General features: G+C 59.8%; 15 protein-coding genes, 1 tRNA gene and 1 pseudogene. 9 read left to right on the top strand and 8 right to left on the bottom strand.

Going from position 1 to position 15,650, the window contains the following annotated elements; genetic code table 11:
• Positions 1 to 8: 8 nt before the first annotated feature.
• On the bottom strand, positions 9 to 1,316 hold the full coding sequence (locus tag M3436_13695; protein MDQ3565137.1) for an undecaprenyl-phosphate glucose phosphotransferase: 1,308 nt from the start codon (positions 1,314 to 1,316) through the stop codon (positions 9 to 11).
• Positions 1,317 to 1,491: 175 nt separating this feature from the next.
• Positions 1,492 to 1,950: a hypothetical protein gene (locus M3436_13690; protein ID MDQ3565136.1), complete on the bottom strand. Its 459-nt coding sequence runs from the start codon at positions 1,948 to 1,950 to the stop codon at positions 1,492 to 1,494.
• A gap of 227 nt (positions 1,951 to 2,177) precedes the next feature.
• On the opposite strand from M3436_13690, the gene M3436_13685 reads away from it, so the two are divergent.
• Entirely contained in the window at positions 2,178 to 2,957 is a 780-nt protein-coding gene (locus tag M3436_13685; protein MDQ3565135.1) for a Mut7-C ubiquitin/RNAse domain-containing protein, read from the top strand.
• A gap of 4 nt (positions 2,958 to 2,961) precedes the next feature.
• On the opposite strand, the gene M3436_13680 is transcribed toward M3436_13685, so the two are convergent.
• The 3 genes from M3436_13680 to ligD form a co-directional block, all read right to left on the bottom strand.
• On the bottom strand, positions 2,962 to 3,783 hold the full coding sequence (locus tag M3436_13680) for a tetratricopeptide repeat protein (GenBank protein ID MDQ3565134.1): 822 nt from the start codon (positions 3,781 to 3,783) through the stop codon (positions 2,962 to 2,964).
• A gap of 23 nt (positions 3,784 to 3,806) precedes the next feature.
• Entirely contained in the window at positions 3,807 to 4,688 is an 882-nt protein-coding gene (locus tag M3436_13675; GenBank protein MDQ3565133.1) for a Ku protein, read from the bottom strand.
• Positions 4,689 to 4,852: 164 nt separating this feature from the next.
• Positions 4,853 to 7,561, bottom strand: a complete 2,709-nt coding sequence (ligD, locus tag M3436_13670) for a DNA ligase D (protein MDQ3565132.1) — start codon at positions 7,559 to 7,561, stop codon at positions 4,853 to 4,855.
• Positions 7,562 to 7,614: 53 nt separating this feature from the next.
• Between ligD and M3436_13665 the strand changes: the two genes are divergently transcribed.
• From M3436_13665 to M3436_13655, 3 genes are read left to right on the top strand one after another with little or no spacing between them, the layout of a single operon-like run.
• Positions 7,615 to 8,331, top strand: a complete 717-nt coding sequence (locus M3436_13665) for a DUF72 domain-containing protein (GenBank protein ID MDQ3565131.1) — start codon at positions 7,615 to 7,617, stop codon at positions 8,329 to 8,331.
• Positions 8,328 to 9,035, top strand: coding sequence for a dienelactone hydrolase family protein (locus tag M3436_13660; protein MDQ3565130.1), 708 nt, complete (start codon positions 8,328 to 8,330; stop codon positions 9,033 to 9,035). The genes M3436_13665 and M3436_13660 overlap by 4 nt, the downstream gene beginning before the upstream one ends.
• Complete coding sequence (locus tag M3436_13655; protein MDQ3565129.1) at positions 9,032 to 9,766, top strand: DUF2293 domain-containing protein; 735 nt, start codon at positions 9,032 to 9,034, stop codon at positions 9,764 to 9,766. The genes M3436_13660 and M3436_13655 overlap by 4 nt, the downstream gene beginning before the upstream one ends.
• A 79-nt stretch (positions 9,767 to 9,845) precedes the next feature.
• Here M3436_13655 and M3436_13650 read toward each other — a convergent pair.
• Positions 9,846 to 10,717 (bottom strand): annotated as a pseudogene (locus M3436_13650) (pirin family protein).
• A gap of 357 nt (positions 10,718 to 11,074) precedes the next feature.
• Positions 11,075 to 11,434, bottom strand: coding sequence for a GntR family transcriptional regulator (locus M3436_13645; protein ID MDQ3565128.1), 360 nt, complete (start codon positions 11,432 to 11,434; stop codon positions 11,075 to 11,077).
• A 711-nt stretch (positions 11,435 to 12,145) separates the two neighbouring features.
• Between M3436_13645 and M3436_13640 the strand changes: the two genes are divergently transcribed.
• Together M3436_13640 and M3436_13635 are read left to right on the top strand one after the other, a co-directional pair.
• On the top strand, positions 12,146 to 12,307 hold the full coding sequence (locus M3436_13640) for a hypothetical protein (GenBank protein MDQ3565127.1): 162 nt from the start codon (positions 12,146 to 12,148) through the stop codon (positions 12,305 to 12,307).
• Positions 12,304 to 12,537 carry a hypothetical protein gene (locus tag M3436_13635; GenBank protein ID MDQ3565126.1) on the top strand — a complete coding sequence of 78 codons (234 nt, stop codon included), beginning with the start codon at positions 12,304 to 12,306 and terminating at the stop codon, positions 12,535 to 12,537. The genes M3436_13640 and M3436_13635 overlap by 4 nt, the downstream gene beginning before the upstream one ends.
• A gap of 131 nt (positions 12,538 to 12,668) precedes the next feature.
• Here M3436_13635 and M3436_13630 read toward each other — a convergent pair.
• A tRNA-Lys gene (locus M3436_13630) sits at positions 12,669 to 12,744 on the bottom strand.
• A 174-nt stretch (positions 12,745 to 12,918) separates the two neighbouring features.
• On the opposite strand from M3436_13630, the gene M3436_13625 reads away from it, so the two are divergent.
• The 3 genes from M3436_13625 to nadA all read left to right on the top strand — a co-directional run.
• Positions 12,919 to 13,230, top strand: coding sequence for a zinc ribbon domain-containing protein (locus M3436_13625; protein MDQ3565125.1), 312 nt, complete (start codon positions 12,919 to 12,921; stop codon positions 13,228 to 13,230).
• A gap of 193 nt (positions 13,231 to 13,423) precedes the next feature.
• Positions 13,424 to 15,202 (top strand): aspartate--tRNA ligase, encoded by a 1,779-nt coding sequence (gene aspS / locus M3436_13620; protein ID MDQ3565124.1) that lies wholly within the window; start codon positions 13,424 to 13,426, stop codon positions 15,200 to 15,202.
• A gap of 255 nt (positions 15,203 to 15,457) precedes the next feature.
• The coding region (nadA, locus tag M3436_13615; GenBank protein ID MDQ3565123.1) for a quinolinate synthase NadA at positions 15,458 to 15,650 on the top strand (193 nt) is incomplete at its 3' end.

The following is a 15,650-nucleotide window of genomic DNA, read 5'->3' as shown; positions in this document are numbered from 1 at the left end:
AGAGGGTATTAATAGGCGTTCTTTCCGAGGGCGACTATAAATATCGTAATAAGGATAATTTTCAGATCGAAATACGGTGACCACGATCGGATATAGTCAAGATCAAATCGTAGTCGCATTTGCATTTTATCGATGGTATCTGTCTCGCCGCGCAGGCCGTTAATCTGTGCCCACCCGGTGATGCCAGGTTTTACTTTGTGCCGTAACATGTAGCCCTGCAGCAATGAGCGGTATTCTTCGTTGTGGGCTACGGCATGTGGACGGGGGCCGACGATGGACATTTGACCTTGCAAGACGTTAATGAATTGCGGCAACTCATCCATTGATGTTCTGCGCAAGAAGCGGCCCAATTTGGTGACGCGCGGATCGTTTTCTTTTGCCTGATTTACGCTCGCTCCGTTCTCGCAGACGGTCATTGTTCGAAACTTCCAAACGTCTATCTTCTCCCCATTGATGCCATAACGAAGTTGCTTAAAAAGGATCGGGCCCGGAGAGGAAAGCCTTATGCCTATGGCGATAAACACCATCGGAATCGCAACAACGCCTAAACAAATGCTTGCAACGATAATATCTTCCATGCGCTTAAATACGCCGTCTACACCATCGAACGGCGTATCATGAATGCTCACAGCCGGGATTCCATCAAGGCTCATCCAACGAGCGCGCAACAGATCGAAGGTAAAAAAGTCTGGCACTACGTAAACCGATGCCGTAGTGTCTGCGAGCTTATAAATCAGATCCTTTACCCGCTGTTCGGCACGTAACGGCGAAACAACGTAGATTACGTCTACTAGCCCTCTACGTGCATCCTGCAGTAAGTTATCGAAACCGCCCCGAATAGGAGCAAGGTTTGTGTTAACCACGCGCTTTCTGCCATTATTCGGCTGCCTATCGTCGTAAAACCCGGCCAATTCCATGCCGAGATCCGGCCTGCCATGAATTACATGGGCCAACCGGCCCGCTAATTCACTTAATCCTACGATCGCCACCTTGCGCGAGTTGTATCCTAGTGCGCGAACGTAGCGTAGGAGAATACGCAAACTACAACGTATACCGACTAGGCATACAGGCGCGAGGGCAACCCAGGTTAATATTATTCGCCGCGAGTACTCCGTTGATTTATGCGTGAGATAGGCTAGGAGCAACAGGCCCACAACGGAATACAGCCATGCCTTTATAACCTGGATGGTCTCTTCACGTAATAGAATGCCCCGCCGAGCGCTATAGAGGCCGTTATTTTCCGAGAACCATAGAAACAAGGCTACCGCGCAAATGGCCACCCAATTATATTGGACTAGCCACTGCACCCCATACATCGAACAGGAAGCCCATAAGCTCCCGGCGATAATAGCGCCATCTATTACGCGCAGCATCGCTGTCAACGTGGATTGATACGGACGAATCAATCCACGAGAACCCCTTATATGCCGATACGGGAATAACTCAGTCGCTCGCCTTGCCACGAATCATAACTCCCCCAGGCTCCTTGTTTTAAGGTTTGGACATCAAGCCGCTCAAAGCGCGTATGTGTGCCCGCTGCTTGCTCGCGAGCTTACTGATCAAGGGCTTCAAGGTTCGTGGCATAGCCGTGTCTTGGAGCATATGCTCATAGTCTTCGAGGCCACACTCCTCGCCCTGCTTTAGAACTTTTAACCCGGCTTTATCGCTAAACACATGGGCATCGTGAAACAGTCCACCGGCCAGTGTGCCCAACTCGGACAACGTATTTCTTGGCTCTAACTCGTCGGCCGCCCGAATAACGTCCAGCCGCCGAATCTTGGTTCCGAGCATCGAAGCGGCTTGCACATGATCGACGAGTATGTGGAATAATTCGTCAACTTCCGGATCACCCTCACCAAGCTTCCATTCTTTGGCACCTAGGGTTTCTTGATAGGCCTCAATCGCTGACAGCTCGTTTCTCCAAAGGGAATTAATCTCTTCCCGATTCATGATGACCCTCCGAACTTGCTTTTTGATTTGATCTATTTCCACTCGGCAACAGCTGTGCCATGGCTAGTTAGGTCTAGCGATGGGCGTTAATTTTCAGTGAGATAAGGTGTCGCGCTTGAGTGTAAAGCGGCGTACTCCGCGGGCGAGGCTTCGGAACGGTTTACCGATGGGATGTGTAATTTCGGTTCGACCTTGTCATTACCGGGTGAAAGCGGCAAATTGCGCTTATGGTTACCGTTGAATTTCGGTTTTACGAGGAATTGAACGACTTTCTCCGGCCCGAGCAGCGAAAGCGCCCGTTTTGTCATGCCTACGCTGAGCGGGCCACTGTCAAACACGCAATCGAGGCACTCGGCGTCCCGCACACGGAAGTAGAGCTAATCATAGCTAACGGCGAATCAGTGGATTTTTGCTACGTTCTCCACGACGGTGATCGGATCAGTGTCTACCCTCAGTTCGAGTCGCTCGACGTTATGTCGCTCGTGCGCGTACGGGACCGGACGCTCCGGAAAATACAATTCATCGCCGATGCACATCTTGGTGCCTTGGCGAGATACCTACGTTTTTTGGGCTTCGACACCCTTTACCGGAATGATTTTCGCGATGACGAAATTGCACAGATCTCGCTCGCGCAGCGTCGCATTGTTCTTACCCGAGATCGGGATCTACTCATGCGCCGTGCTATTACCCACGGTTGCTACGTCCGCGCGCCTCTGCCGAGCAAGCAATTAGAAGAGGTGACGAGGCGCTTGGACCTCGCCGGCGCTATTCGTCCCTTCACTCGATGCAGTGTTTGTAATCAGTTGTTGGAGCCGATCGGCAAACAATCTTTGCATGCCATGCTCGCGCCCGATATTGTATGCCGTTACAAAGAGTTTTGGGTCTGCCGCGCATGTCATCGGGTTTACTGGCAGGGTTCACATTGGCATCGATTACAGCGGTTAATACGGAGTGCTCTAGGGGATACCGGGGCCTCGGTTGTTGGAGCTCGGGGACCTGAGGCGTAGTCAACTATTCCGATTGGCTCGCGATCAGCCGGCGATATTGCGACATGTGCCGGATGGCTTCCCGCGGCTTCTGGAGCTTTTCGCACAACAGCGCCAGGTTGTAGTGACAGTCAGCGAGAGTGGGGTCGCCGCGCAGCGCGGCCCGATATGTCTCCATCGCATCCAGGTTGCGATCCATGTCGTCGAGCAGCACGCCGAGGTTGTAGAGCAGCAGCGGATCACTGCCGCAGGCTTTCATCGCCTCGCGGTAGACCTGCTCGGCCCTTGCAAGACGCCCGGCTTCATGCATGAGCCGGCCGAGATTGATGCGCGCATCCAGGCGCGACGGGTCAGCGCTCACGGCCTTCTCGTACGCTTTGATCGCGGCTTCCGCGTTCTCGTGCTCCAGCACGACGCCCCTGGCGAACCAATCCTCCGCGTTCGCCGCCGGCGATGCCGGCTTGCGTTCGATCACGCTCAGTGAACCGTCGGCGGGGTCGCCGTCGAACGCCAGGAGATACTGTCCGGATTCCACCTGCCAGCGGCTAGCGCCTTCCCTGACCACGACGCGGTCGCCCACCGCGCAGATGCTCAGCCCGGACAGCGGTATGGTATCGGGGAGATGCCGGCGCAACTGTTCGACCGACCGGGTGATCCGCCGGCGCGGCACATTGGCGGCGACCAGCGTCTGGGCGGTGCGCAGGACGATCAGATCCTCAAAGGAAAACAGCCAGGTCCTGCGCGGCCCGCGCGCGGGGGATACGAAGCCGGCCGCGATCAGCGACCGAATCGTGCTGCGCGACAGGCGCAGCAGCATTTCGACGTCGCGCACGCCATACTGATGCATGACAGACTCTTGCCAGGCTTGGGCTATTTCTTGGCGCCCCTGCGCGCAGCCGGCTCGGCAGCCTGCGCGCGCTTGGGCGGCTTACGCGTGGCAGCTCGTGTTTCTGCCTGCGGCGCTCGCGCCCTGGCGGGCACCTTCTTCTCGAGGCTGGCGCGCAGCGCTTCCATCAGATCGATGACCTGCGCGCCGCCCTCGGGCTCCTCGGCCAGGGTGATCTCCTGGCCCTCGACCTTCTTCTGCACCCCCGCCTCGACGCGGGCGCGCACCTCGTCGGTGTATGCACCGGGATCGAACTTGTCGGAGGCCTGCTGCTCGATCAACTGCTCCGCGAGTTTGAGCTCGGCGTCCTTCACCTCGGTCTTCGGGATCTCGATGTCCTTGATCGACCTGACCTCGGCGGCGTAAAGCAGCTGCTGCATGATGAGACCATCTTCGACCGGACGGATCATCACGATGTACTGCTTGCCGCGCGCCGCCCAGCGGCCGAGCGCGCAGCGCTTCGATTCGCGCAGCGCCCGGGTGAAGAGCGCGTAGGGCTTGGCGCCGCCCTTGTCCGGCGCGAGGTAGTAGGCCTTGTCGAAGTACACCGGATCGATCGCCTCGATCGGCACGAATTCGGTGATCTCGGCGCTGTGCGTACCCGCCTCTTCGAGCGCCTTCAGCTCCTCGGGCGTGAACATCACGTACTGGTCCTTGGCGAATTCATAACCCTTCACGATGTCCTCGCGCGGCACCGGCACTTCCTCCTTCAAGCAGACATACTGCTGCTTGAGGCGCGAGCCGCAGCCCTTGTGCAGGAGATTGAAGGAGATCGTGCGGCTCGCCTCGGTGGCGGAATAAAGCTTCACCGGAATGGACACGAGTCCGAACGAAATGGTCAACGAGCCAATCGATCGTGCAGCCATGTTTTACCTCCGATTCCGTCAGAGTTTGTGAAAAAACCTACTGCGCTCAGGATCTCGCGTTCCGGCGGTGCTCGGAATCCTCATGTATTTCAACATACATTCCGGTTCCTGCGCTCCGGCGGAACTCGACCTCCCTTCGCTCGCGACGGTTTTTTCACAAACCGTCAGGCCTTGGCGCGCTTCAGCGCCCGCTCAAGGCTTTGTTTGCGGGCCAGGGCGTCGCGCCAGCGATCGCCCGTCTCCATCAGGCGCTGCGCCGCGCTCGTGATCCGGAAATCGAGCGGATGTGCGCCTGCAAGTTCCTCCCAGCTCAGCGGCATCGACACCGGCGCCCCAGGCTCGCCTCTGGGCGAGTAGGCGACGTTCAGGGTCTTGCCGCGAACGTTCATATTGTAGTCCATAAATATCTTTCCCGTCCGCCTGAGCACGCTCCACTCCAGGGTGATGTCCTTGGGGTGCAGGTGCATCAGGTGGCGGCCGACCAGCTCCGACACATGGCGCGCGGCGTTGAAATCGAGCGTTCGCCGGATCGGCACGAACACGTGGAGGCCGGTCTTTCCCGAGGTCTTGACGATGGGCTCGAGCGACATGGTCTGCAGGAGTTCGCGCAGCCGGAACGCCACCTCTTTGCCCTTCTCGAAAGCGACCGTGTTCAGTTCGGGTTCCGCGCCCTTCGCTTCCTTGCCGGAATAGATGTAGGGATCGATGTCGAACACCACGTAGTCCGGATAGTTGAGCACCGAGGCCTCCAGCGCCTCGAGCGAGGAGGCGTAGTCGGTGCTTTTTGATGCCGCGTCGGGTCCGGGCTTCGCGCGCGAATGCCAGACATGGAATTCAAGCGTTCCGGACTGTGCGAGCCACAGCAGCGTCGGCAGGTTGCTGCACAGCAGGTATTCGTGGCTTTCATCCTTATGGCCCGAAAACACGGTAATGATCTCGACGAACTCCGGCCGCTCCTGCTCCCAGTGCTTCTGAAAGAAACGCTGCTTCTTGATGCCATCCGGCATGCGGATCATGGTGAGCGGCCGATCGGCGAGATGCGGCAGGATGTAGGGCGATACCTGCGCGAAGTAGCGCAGCAGGTCGCGCTTGGTCAGCGCCGGCTGCTGCAGCGCCGGATCGGCGGGCCAGTAGACACGATCGAGGTGCGTGAGGTGGATCCGGTGCGGGCCCACCGCGAGCGGGAAGGCGGTTTTCCTGTTTTCGAGTTGTGCCAGGATCTCCTCGACCTCGCCGCCGGCGCGGGAGTCGGCACGCGGACCCGCCAACGCTCGGGCGGGCTTGGCGCGCCGCACCGATTTCGCATCGACGTCATCGCGCAACCGCAGGAATACCGGTGCGCGCAGCGAGCCGTCCTCGGTCCAGCTCTGAAAGCTCACTTCGGCGACGGCCAGGGGCTCGACCCAGATTGCCGGACCATTCAGCTCCGGCTTTTTGGCGAAGGGGCAGGTCTTCCGTTGCAGGCCATCCAGCCGCGCCTTGACCTGCGCGAGCGTCTTGTCGTCAAAACCGGACCCGACATGCGAGGCGTAGTGCAGCTTGGCTTTGGTCCAGTAGCCGAGCAGGAGGGCGCCGAGCGGCTCACGCGAGCCTTTGCCTTTCGTGTAGCCGCCGACGACGAAATCGGCGCTGCGTGTGGGCTTGATCTTCAGCCACGACGCCGATCGCCGGCCGGCCTCGTAGCGGCTGTCCTTGCGCTTGCCGATCACGCCCTCGAAGCCGCTGGCGAGCGCCGCCTTGTGCATTGCAATCCCGTCTTCCGATGCGTGCACGAGCTGTACAAGGGGCGTTGACAGCAGGCATTGCGCGATATAGCGACGCCGGTCCCGGTACGGCGCCTTGCGCAGGTCAATGCCTGCGAAATACAGCAGGTCGAAACAGTAGAACACCGCGGGCACGTTCCGGTCCGCCGTTGCAATCTCCCGTTCAGTCTTCAACTGCACGCGGTTCTGCAGCGCGTTAAACGAGGGCCTGCCGCTCGCATCGAACGCCACGATCTCGCCATCCAGGATCATGCCCCTTACGGCCTGTTTGCCGAACTCCGCGGCGAGGGCCGGAAAGCTGCCGGACAAATCGAGCCCGCGCCGCGAACGCAGCTTCACGCCATGCTCGTCGATAAAGGCGAGCACCCGATAGCCGTCGAGCTTGGGCTCCCACATCCAGTCAGCCTTGTTGAAGGGCGCGTCGGCGACTTCCGCGAGCATCGGCGCGAGCTTTTCCGGCATCGCCTCGGCCTCGCCGGCCGGGACGAGCAGCGCGGCGGGGATCCGATGCGCGGGAACGACCTTGAGATCTTCTACCGCGACGCCGGAGAGTACCGAGCGGTTCTTCTGCGTGACATCGTCCTGGGAGGTGAACCGGTCCTTGTGCTTGATCAGGAGCCAGGTCTTTTTGTCCTTGGTGCGCACCAGCGCGAAGGAGCCTTTGAGCTTCTCGCCGCGCAGCTGGATGCTGAGCTTGCCTTGCTCCACCCCTGCCCGGACCTGCCGCTCAGCCTGCTTGCGATCGTGAAACCAGGTCTGGCCGCCTTCGTCGGGAGAGTAGACGCCGCAATCCCAGACGATCACTTCGCCTGCGCCGTATTGTCCGGGCGGGATCACGCCCTCGAACGAGCCGTAGTCGTAGGGATGATCCTCCACGTGCACGGCGAGGCGCTTTTCGCCGGGATCGAGCGACGGCCCCTTGGGAACCGCCCAGGATTTGAGCACGCCGTCGCATTCGAGCCGGAAGTCGTAGTGCAGCCGGCGGGCCGAATGCTGCTGGACAACGAACAGCAGCGGCCCGCCACGCCCCTCGGCCAGCGCTGGGGCAGGTTCGGGCGTTGTCTTGAAGCTCCGCTTGGCGGAGTATTCGCTGAGCTTGCTTTTCGTCATGCCGTATTCTAAGAAGTTGAGCAGAACCGAGTAAAAACAAGGCCGTACATATTATGACAGCCTCAAAGATCTTCGCAGGTGCTAGCGGCTACTCCTACAAGGAATGGAAGAGCGGCTTCTATCCCGAGGACATCAAGCCGGATGCCATGCTGGCGTATTACGCCGAACGACTGCCGACGGTGGAGATCAATAACACCTTCTATCGCATGCCGAAGAAGGATGTGCTCGAGAACTGGGCAAGCTCGACGCCGCAAGACTTCCGCTTTGCGATCAAGGCGTCACGGCGCATCACGCACATGGCGCGGCTCAAGGCGGACGAGGCGGCCGATTCGGTCGCCTATCTCTACAAGACCCTGGCCGCACTGAGCGAGAAGCGCGGCCCGGTGCTGTTTCAGCTGCCGCCGTTCCTGAAGAAGGACCTGCCACGCCTCACGGAGTTTCTTGGCTTACTGCCCAAGGAGCACCGCGCCGCCTTCGAGTTCCGCAACGAGAGCTGGTTTTCCGACGATGTCTACGACGCGCTCAGAAGCACGGGCACGGCGCTGGTGCTCTCCGAACGCGAAGACAACGCGCCGCCGCCTCTGGTGGAAACGGCGCCCTGGGGCTACGTCCGGCTTCGGCTCGAAACCTACTCGGACGCCGATCTAAAGCAGTGGGCGGACCGGCTCGCGGCTACCGCTTGGCGCGAAACGTACGTGTACTTCATGCACGAACCGACGGCGCCGGGGTATGCGCAGGCGCTGATGCGGTTCGGATCGAGCCCCGCATGAAGGTCTACATCGCGCAGTCCGTGTCGATCACCGTTGACGATACCCAGCGCGTCTCCGCTCTATTGCAAACACCAAGGCAGGCGCGCGCCTGCTACGTGCTGGCGCACGGCGCGGGGGCGGGGATGGCGCACCCGTTCATGTCAGCCGTCGCGGCCGGGCTTGCGGAGCGCGGCATCGCCACGCTGCGCTATCAGTTTCCCTACATGGAGCGTGGATCGAAGCGGCCGGACGCGCCCAGGCTTGCCCAGGCCACCGTCCGTGCCGCGGTGGCGGAGGCGTCGCGCCTGGCTCCCGGGCTCGCCCTGTTCGCGGGCGGCAAGTCTTACGGCGGGCGCATGACTTCGCAGGCGCAAGCAGAGTCGCCGTTGTCCGGAGTCCGCGGTCTCGTATTCCTGGGGTTTCCGCTTCATCCGCCGGGGCGGCCGTCGGACGAGCGCGGTAAACACCTTTTCGATGTGCAAATCCCGATGCTGTTTCTGCAGGGAAGCCGTGATGAGTTTGCCGACCTGCAGCTGCTAGAGGCGCTTCTCAAACAGTTCGGCGCGCGTGCAACTCTCAGGGAGTTTGCCGACGCCGATCATTCGTTTCATGTGCCCGCACCCACCGGACGCAAGGATTCGCAAGTCCGGGCCGCAATGTTGGACGCATTCGTGGACTGGATCAAAAGGCTGATCTCACCGCATAACTCGGTAGTGCACCAATGAACGAGAAACCGCACCTCAAGGTATTCATCGCGACTGGCGAATCCTCATGCGATGAGTGCAGGGAGCCGCTGGGAAGCAGCGCATGGATCACCCTCGCCGGGGAACGTGGTGCGCAGTGCCTTGCCTGCGCTGACCTTGATCATCTCGTCTTCCAGCGGCCTGGGGAGGCGACTCTGACCCGTCGCGCGCGTAAGTACTCCACGCTCTCTGCTGTTGTCCTCAAGTGGAGCCGCGCCCGAAACCGCTATGAGCGACAAGGCGTTCTGGTCGAGGAATCGGCACTGATAAAGGCCGAAGCGGACTGCCTCGCCGATGGTGAAGCGCGTTCGCGCCGTCGTGAGCGCGAGGCTAAGCGCCGTGCGAAAGTCGACCAAGATTACGTCGAGCGTTTTGCACGACGTGTGCGCGAGATGTTTTCTGACTGCCCTGCCGGTACCGAGCGCGTGGTCGCGGAGCACGCCTGTCTCCGGTACAGCGGCCGGGTGGGCCGATCTGCCGCAGCGAAGGCTCTCGACGAAAAGGCTGTGCGGTTGGCTGTCATCGCACATGTCCGCCACGACAAGACTTCCTACGACAAGCTGCTCGCAGAAGGTTGTGAGCGGCACGAAGCCCGCCGGCAGGTCGAGATTCAAGTTCGTTCCGTCCTTGCTGCCTGGGAGCGGTCCCTGATCCGTGGGCAAGAAACAAGCGCGCGGTCCAAGAGCAAGTTGAATGAAGGTGGCTGCGGATAAAGCCACGGGCATCGGGGACTCCTTCAAAGTCTCCTCTGTTCGGGCAAGCCAATGTTGCCGTGGCAAGTTGGGCGGTGGCTCAATGCAAATGGCCCATCTTGCCCGTCCTGTAGTCGCTTACTGCCTGCACGAGCTCTTCTTGGATATTCATCACAAAGGGACCTTCTCTTGCCACCGGCTCGTCGATCGGCTTGCCATTGAGCGCCAATATAGTAGGTCTTCTTTGGCTTCGATTGAAACGCGCTCCCCCTGAGTGCCGAACAAAGCCAACTCGGCTCCTTTTACGGAATGCGAGCCATTCAAGACAATGTTCCCTTTCAGCAGGAACACCCCCGCGTTATACCCAGTAGGCAGCGTAAGCTCGGTGGCATGGCCGGCCTTCAGTCGCAGGTCATACAGATGGATCGGAGTGAAGGTCCTGGCCGGTCCCTTGATGGCGCGGAATTCACCGGCGATCACCCGGACATGGCCGCTATCCTCGGGTAGATCGATGACGGGGATCCGTTCTTTCAGCAGGGTTTGATAGCGAGGCGGCGACATTTTAAGGGCCCTGGGGAGGTTGACCCATAATTGAACCATCTCCAATGTACCCCCTCTCTTCGCGAATTCCCTTTCATGCATCTCTTCGTGCACAACGCCCGAAGCCGCCGTCATCCATTGCACATCCCCGGGGCCGATGGTGCCGTGATTCCCGGCGGAATCCCGGTGCGCCAATGTCCCCTGATAAACGATGCTCACCGTTTCAAAGCCGCGGTGGGGGTGTTCGCCCACGCCATGCGGCGTGTCGGTGGGAGAGACATCGGTTGGGCCCGCATAGTCCAGCAAGAGAAAAGGACTGATTCGTTGGCCCAAGTCGTTACTCGGGAAAAGATTGCGGACGTGAAAACCATTGCCCACCCAACGCGTAGAGGCGCTCTGGTACACGTGTTGGACTTGTTTGACGTTTTCCATATTCACCTCCTGACAGGGTACCTCGACGCCCGCCGCAGGTACGCCGGCAAGCATCCGATGGAACAGGACTCGAAGCCTTAGTTTCTTACGAGATTGCCGGTAATTCCTTTCACGCCTGTTAGATCGCCGCGGTTCCGACTCATCTTCGATCATGGGCGACGCTAGGCAGCGCGAAGGATCGGTTCTCGGGCTTGACTTCAATCATCTGCCTGACGGCGGTTTGAAATCGACCGCAGGAAGCGCATCCATAGAGTTCAGGTGGATGAAACGGTCCAGAGAGCCCGACCGCTTACCGAGGCGAGTGCGGCGGCACCGTTCAGGATCCCCGATGCGATCGGGCCGGCCAGGCGTTCGAGGCTAGGTTCGCTGCGCCGCCGGTGCTCTTTTTGCCGCGCGCGACCGAGTCGCTTTTGAGACCGGACGGGCTTTCGTTACCGAGGGCGTTGTGACCGCCGGGATCCGTCTCGCGTTGCTCCCCCGCACCCGGTACCCCGCCTTCTTATCACGCTCTATCAGCTTCGCTTCCCGAAGCTGCACATAAGCCCGCCTCACCGTTTCCGGGCTGATACCGCGTTGCTCACCGAGCGAGCGGGTCGAGGGCAGCGCCGCGCCCGGTTTAAGCTTACCGCTTCTGATGAAATCGCTTATCTGCTGCACCACTTGCGCCTTGAGTGGATCGTCAGTGTTGCGCTTGAGCCGAATCGGAAGTTTTGCCACACCGCCTCCTTTCGAATGGTTCGTCTGTTAGTCGTCGGGAGATTATGCGAGCGTATCGCCATTGAATCAATGCGGAGTGATTCCGCGCCGAGGCGATTTTTGGCTCCTCGGCAGAATCTATGGGAATTCGGTTAACTCCCTCTCCCTCCGGGAGAGACCACCTGGCCGCGCGGTGGCCGCGAATTGCGCCCCGGAACCTCGTCGCACCGCCCAGGCTCCCGACGCCCCCAGCTATCCCCGGAGGCCAGTACTCTTTCACCCTAGGAGGCCAGGCTTTACTATCTTCTTTCAGACTCATCTTTGAATTAGCAAATACTGGGCTCGTCGGGGCGCGCGGCGTGGTAGTGTAAGAGACTCAGGTGGGTCCAACGCTCCTTGAGGCAGGCTTCCGCGGTGTCGGTGCTGGGCAGCGCACAGGCTTCGTTCACCATCAGGCCCTCACCCAGGCCGACGTGCGTGGCGATTGCCTATGATTGCCGGAAACCAAGGACGGAGACCGCATCTGAGCGTTCAGACCAAGCGTGCGGCGTTAGAGCGGGTGTTCGATTGTTTTGGGCCGGCCGGGTTTGAGCTTTTAGCCTGTCATAGGCCAGCGTATAATCATGAGAGTCTGGGATTTTCCAGGCAGCAATCGAAATCAAGGAGGAAAGCCAGGCGCGGGGGTGAGTACCCGAGCGCCAGCGAAGCTGGCCGCGCCGAAGGCTCGCCTGCTTGGCGCCCCGAGGACGGAACGATGACTACGATCATCTTCGATACGCTACAGGTTGTCCGCCGGCCGATCTGCGGGAGGTTGAGCAGCGGCTGAAGGCATGGGTCGCCAGCATGCTGTTTTTACAAGCCGGGCTCGTCGCCGCGCTGGTGAAGCTGCTGTGAGCGCCGACCACGTGCTCGATCAACTGCGCCTGATCCGCGCCGAGAATGAGAAGCGCGACCGCGAGCTCGCCTTGATGCGAGCCGAGTTTGTCGTGTTTCGATCGCAGCTCGACGTATTCCGGACGTACCTAGAAACAATAGTCAGCGTGCTAGGCACGCACACCGACACTCTGCAGGAGATCAACGAGCGGCTGCTGGGATTGCAGCGCCAGCGCGAGGGCGAGGACTAAATGTCCGATTATCTCGCTCTTGCCATCGTTGCCGTATTAGTGGCAGCCATCATTGCGTTAGACCTGTGGGATAAACACAAAGCCGGGCGATGACAGAGGTCGCTAAGCGTGTAGGCCCTCCAATTCGCTGTTGGTGGGCCGTGCAGGAGTCGAACCTGCGACCAACGGATTAAAAGTCCGCTGCTCTACCGACTGAGCTAACGGCCCGTGTATCGAGCGGAGGAGATGATACCGAATACGCAACGGAGAAAAAAGCGAACGACGGGTTCATAGATCTCTGCAGCGAGGCCGGCGGGCCGGCGCCGCCGCGCTGGACGCTCTTGATTTTTCAGCCGTAGCCGTTATGTTGGTATAATGGAGCCACAAGACGAGTAGTTTCTCATGCCTTTCTATGAGTATGAATGCGCCGATTGCGGCCAGCGTGTTGAGGTCTTACAGAAGATCAGTGATGAGCCGCTCTCGCAATGTCCCACCTGTAATGCTCAAAGCTTAAGAAGATTGGTTTCGGCGGCCGGATTCCGGCTCAAGGGATCGGGCTGGTACGCCACGGACTTCAAGAACAAGGGCACGCAAGCCGGCGAAAAAGGGGAGGATAAGACCGAAAAAGCCGCTGCTTTAAAAGAGGAGACCGGAAGCGGGTCCAGCACGAGTGCCTCGGTCGAATCGAAATCGCCGACCACAACGGCCGATTAATAGCGACCGCACACTCGTTTGTCTTTAACAGCTCTCGAGGGTTTGATCAGCCCGCATTGCACTCGTCTGAACTAGCCCGAACCGTTGCCGTTTTCGTTTTGAAGCGGGCGTTGGGGTGCGGCCCTATTGACACCGCGGCCCCAATGAACGGTACCATTGCCGTTTTCGTTGCAAAGCGAGCGTCGGGGGTACGGTGCGCAGTCACTACTGCGGGCAATTGAATCTTGCGCATATAGACAAAGAGGTCGAGGTTTGCGGGTGGGTGCACCATCAGCGTGACCACGGCGGTGTGATTTTTATCGATCTTCGCGACCGCGAAGGGCTCGTCCAAATCGTCTTTGACCCGAGTACCCCCGCAAGCTTTAGCGTCGCCGAGCGTGTCCGTAGCGAGTATGTCTTGGGGGTGAAGGGCCGCGTGCGGCCGCGACCCCCCGGCACCGAGAATCCCAGCTTGAGCACCGGGGCCGTGGAAATCCTCGCGCAGGCCATACAAATCCTCAATAGCGCCGAGACGCCGCCGTTCCAGCTCGAGGAAGAGGGCGTCCATGAGGAATCGCGGCTCCGGTTTCGCTATATGGATCTACGGCGTCCCACGATGCAGCGGAACCTCCGCTTGCGCGCCCAGGTCTGCCGCATTCTGCGGTGCTTCCTCGACGAGCATGGTTTCCTGGAAATCGAGACCCCGATGCTGACGCGGGCTACCCCGGAAGGGGCGCGCGATTACCTGGTCCCAAGTCGCACCCATCCCGGAAAGTTCTTCGCACTCCCGCAATCCCCACAACTTTTCAAACAGTTGCTTATGATGTCGGGCATGGATCGTTATTACCAGATCGTGCGCTGCTTCCGCGACGAGGACCTGCGCGCCGACCGTCAACCGGAGTTTACACAGATCGATATCGAGACCTCCTTCATGGACGAGACCGCGATCACCGCGCTCATGGAGGAGATGATTAGGAAACTGTTTAAAGACGCCCTCGGCGTAGCGCTTCCCGCCGAGTTCCCGCGCGTGAGCTACCATGAGGCGATGCGCCGCTTTGGAACCGACCGGCCCGATCTACGCGTCCCCCTGGAGCTGGTCGATGTGGGCGATCTCGTTAAGTCGGTCGAACTCAAGGTTTTCTCCGCTCCGGCGAATCGATCGAGCGGCCGCGTGGCCGCCCTGCGGGCGCCGCACGGAGGGGAACTGACGCGTAAGACGATCGACGGCTACGCGGATTTCGTGGCCATCTACGGAGCGAAAGGCCTCGCTTATATCAAGATCAACGAGCGCGAACGCGGCCGCGACGGGTTGCAATCGCCGATCTTGAAATTTCTCCCCGATGAGGTCATTCATGGCATCCTCGATCGCATACGGGCGGAGAATGGCGATCTCGTTTTCTTCGGCGCCGATGAAGCCAAGATCGTGAATGAAGCGCTGGGCGCCTTGCGCTTAAAGCTCGGACAGGATTTATCCGTCGCCGTGAGTGACTGGAAACCGCTGTGGGTGGTTGACTTCCCGATGTTCGAGTGGAACCAGGAAGAGCAACGCTGGGAAGCGTTGCATCATCCTTTCACCGCGCCCAGGATCGGCGAGGCGTCGCAATTGGAGACCTTGCCGGGCGATTGTCTGTCCCGCGCCTACGACCTGGTCTTGAACGGCACCGAGATCGGAGGCGGATCCGTCCGTATCCACCGCCGCGAGGTGCAACAAGCGGTGTTCCGGCTGCTCGGGATAGCTGAGGAGGAAGCGCAAGAGAGATTTGGCTTTCTCCTCGAAGCACTGCGTTTTGGGTGTCCGCCCCACGGAGGGATCGCGTTCGGCTTGGATCGCCTGGTCATGCTGATGGCGGGCGCCTCCTCGATCCGAGATGTCATCGCCTTCCCGAAGACGCAATCGGCTGCCTGTCCGCTCACGGCCGCTCCCGCGGCTGTCCCCGATGCGCAACTGCGTGAGTTATCGATTGCCGTGCGGGGTACGGCGCGCGGTGATTAGCGTGGTATGCACCAAATCTACGACTATCCTCACCCCGCGCTCACCACCGGCGTCGTGCTGTTCATCATCCAGGTTCACAAGCTGCGAATACTACTCGGTGGAATTAATCACGTAGTTTGCGTGTCAAATAACAGAGCGGCGCGCCGGTACGCAATATTATCGAGTTTCCGCTAGAATCCTAGAGATATGATCAGTTTTAGTCCGATTCGAGAGCGCCACCCGGTCGAAACACGTTCGTACGAGGTGCCGGAAACGGTGACCGAGCAGCTCGACGCGGAGGAACGCGCGCGTCTGGTGGGCACGATTAAGCGCCTGCTGAGCGACAGAAAAGCGGTGATCGTTGCGCATTATTACACCGACTCGGCGCTGCAGCAGCTCGCCGACGAGACGGGAGGTCATGTTTCCGACTCCCTGGATATGGCCCGTTTCGGTTATGAGCACCCAGCAT

This window comes from Pseudomonadota bacterium (assembly GCA_030859565.1).
Classification (GTDB): domain Bacteria; phylum Pseudomonadota; class Gammaproteobacteria; order JACCXJ01; family JACCXJ01; genus USCg-Taylor.
This window is presented reverse-complemented; position numbering and strand designations above follow the sequence as displayed.

Coding starts and splice junctions, on each gene's coding strand:
- ligD (MDQ3565132.1), bottom strand. CDS start 7,561: ATGACGAAAAGCAAGCTCAGCGAATACTCCGCCAAGCGGAGCTTCAAG.
- M3436_13655 (MDQ3565129.1), top strand. CDS start 9,032: ATGAACGAGAAACCGCACCTCAAGGTATTCATCGCGACTGGCGAATCC.
- M3436_13690 (MDQ3565136.1), bottom strand. CDS start 1,950: ATGAATCGGGAAGAGATTAATTCCCTTTGGAGAAACGAGCTGTCAGCG.
- M3436_13695 (MDQ3565137.1), bottom strand. CDS start 1,316: ATGTATGGGGTGCAGTGGCTAGTCCAATATAATTGGGTGGCCATTTGC.
- M3436_13680 (MDQ3565134.1), bottom strand. CDS start 3,783: ATGCATCAGTATGGCGTGCGCGACGTCGAAATGCTGCTGCGCCTGTCG.
- M3436_13665 (MDQ3565131.1), top strand. CDS start 7,615: ATGACAGCCTCAAAGATCTTCGCAGGTGCTAGCGGCTACTCCTACAAG.
- M3436_13685 (MDQ3565135.1), top strand. CDS start 2,178: ATGGTTACCGTTGAATTTCGGTTTTACGAGGAATTGAACGACTTTCTC.
- M3436_13660 (MDQ3565130.1), top strand. CDS start 8,328: ATGAAGGTCTACATCGCGCAGTCCGTGTCGATCACCGTTGACGATACC.
- M3436_13625 (MDQ3565125.1), top strand. CDS start 12,919: ATGCCTTTCTATGAGTATGAATGCGCCGATTGCGGCCAGCGTGTTGAG.
- M3436_13675 (MDQ3565133.1), bottom strand. CDS start 4,688: ATGGCTGCACGATCGATTGGCTCGTTGACCATTTCGTTCGGACTCGTG.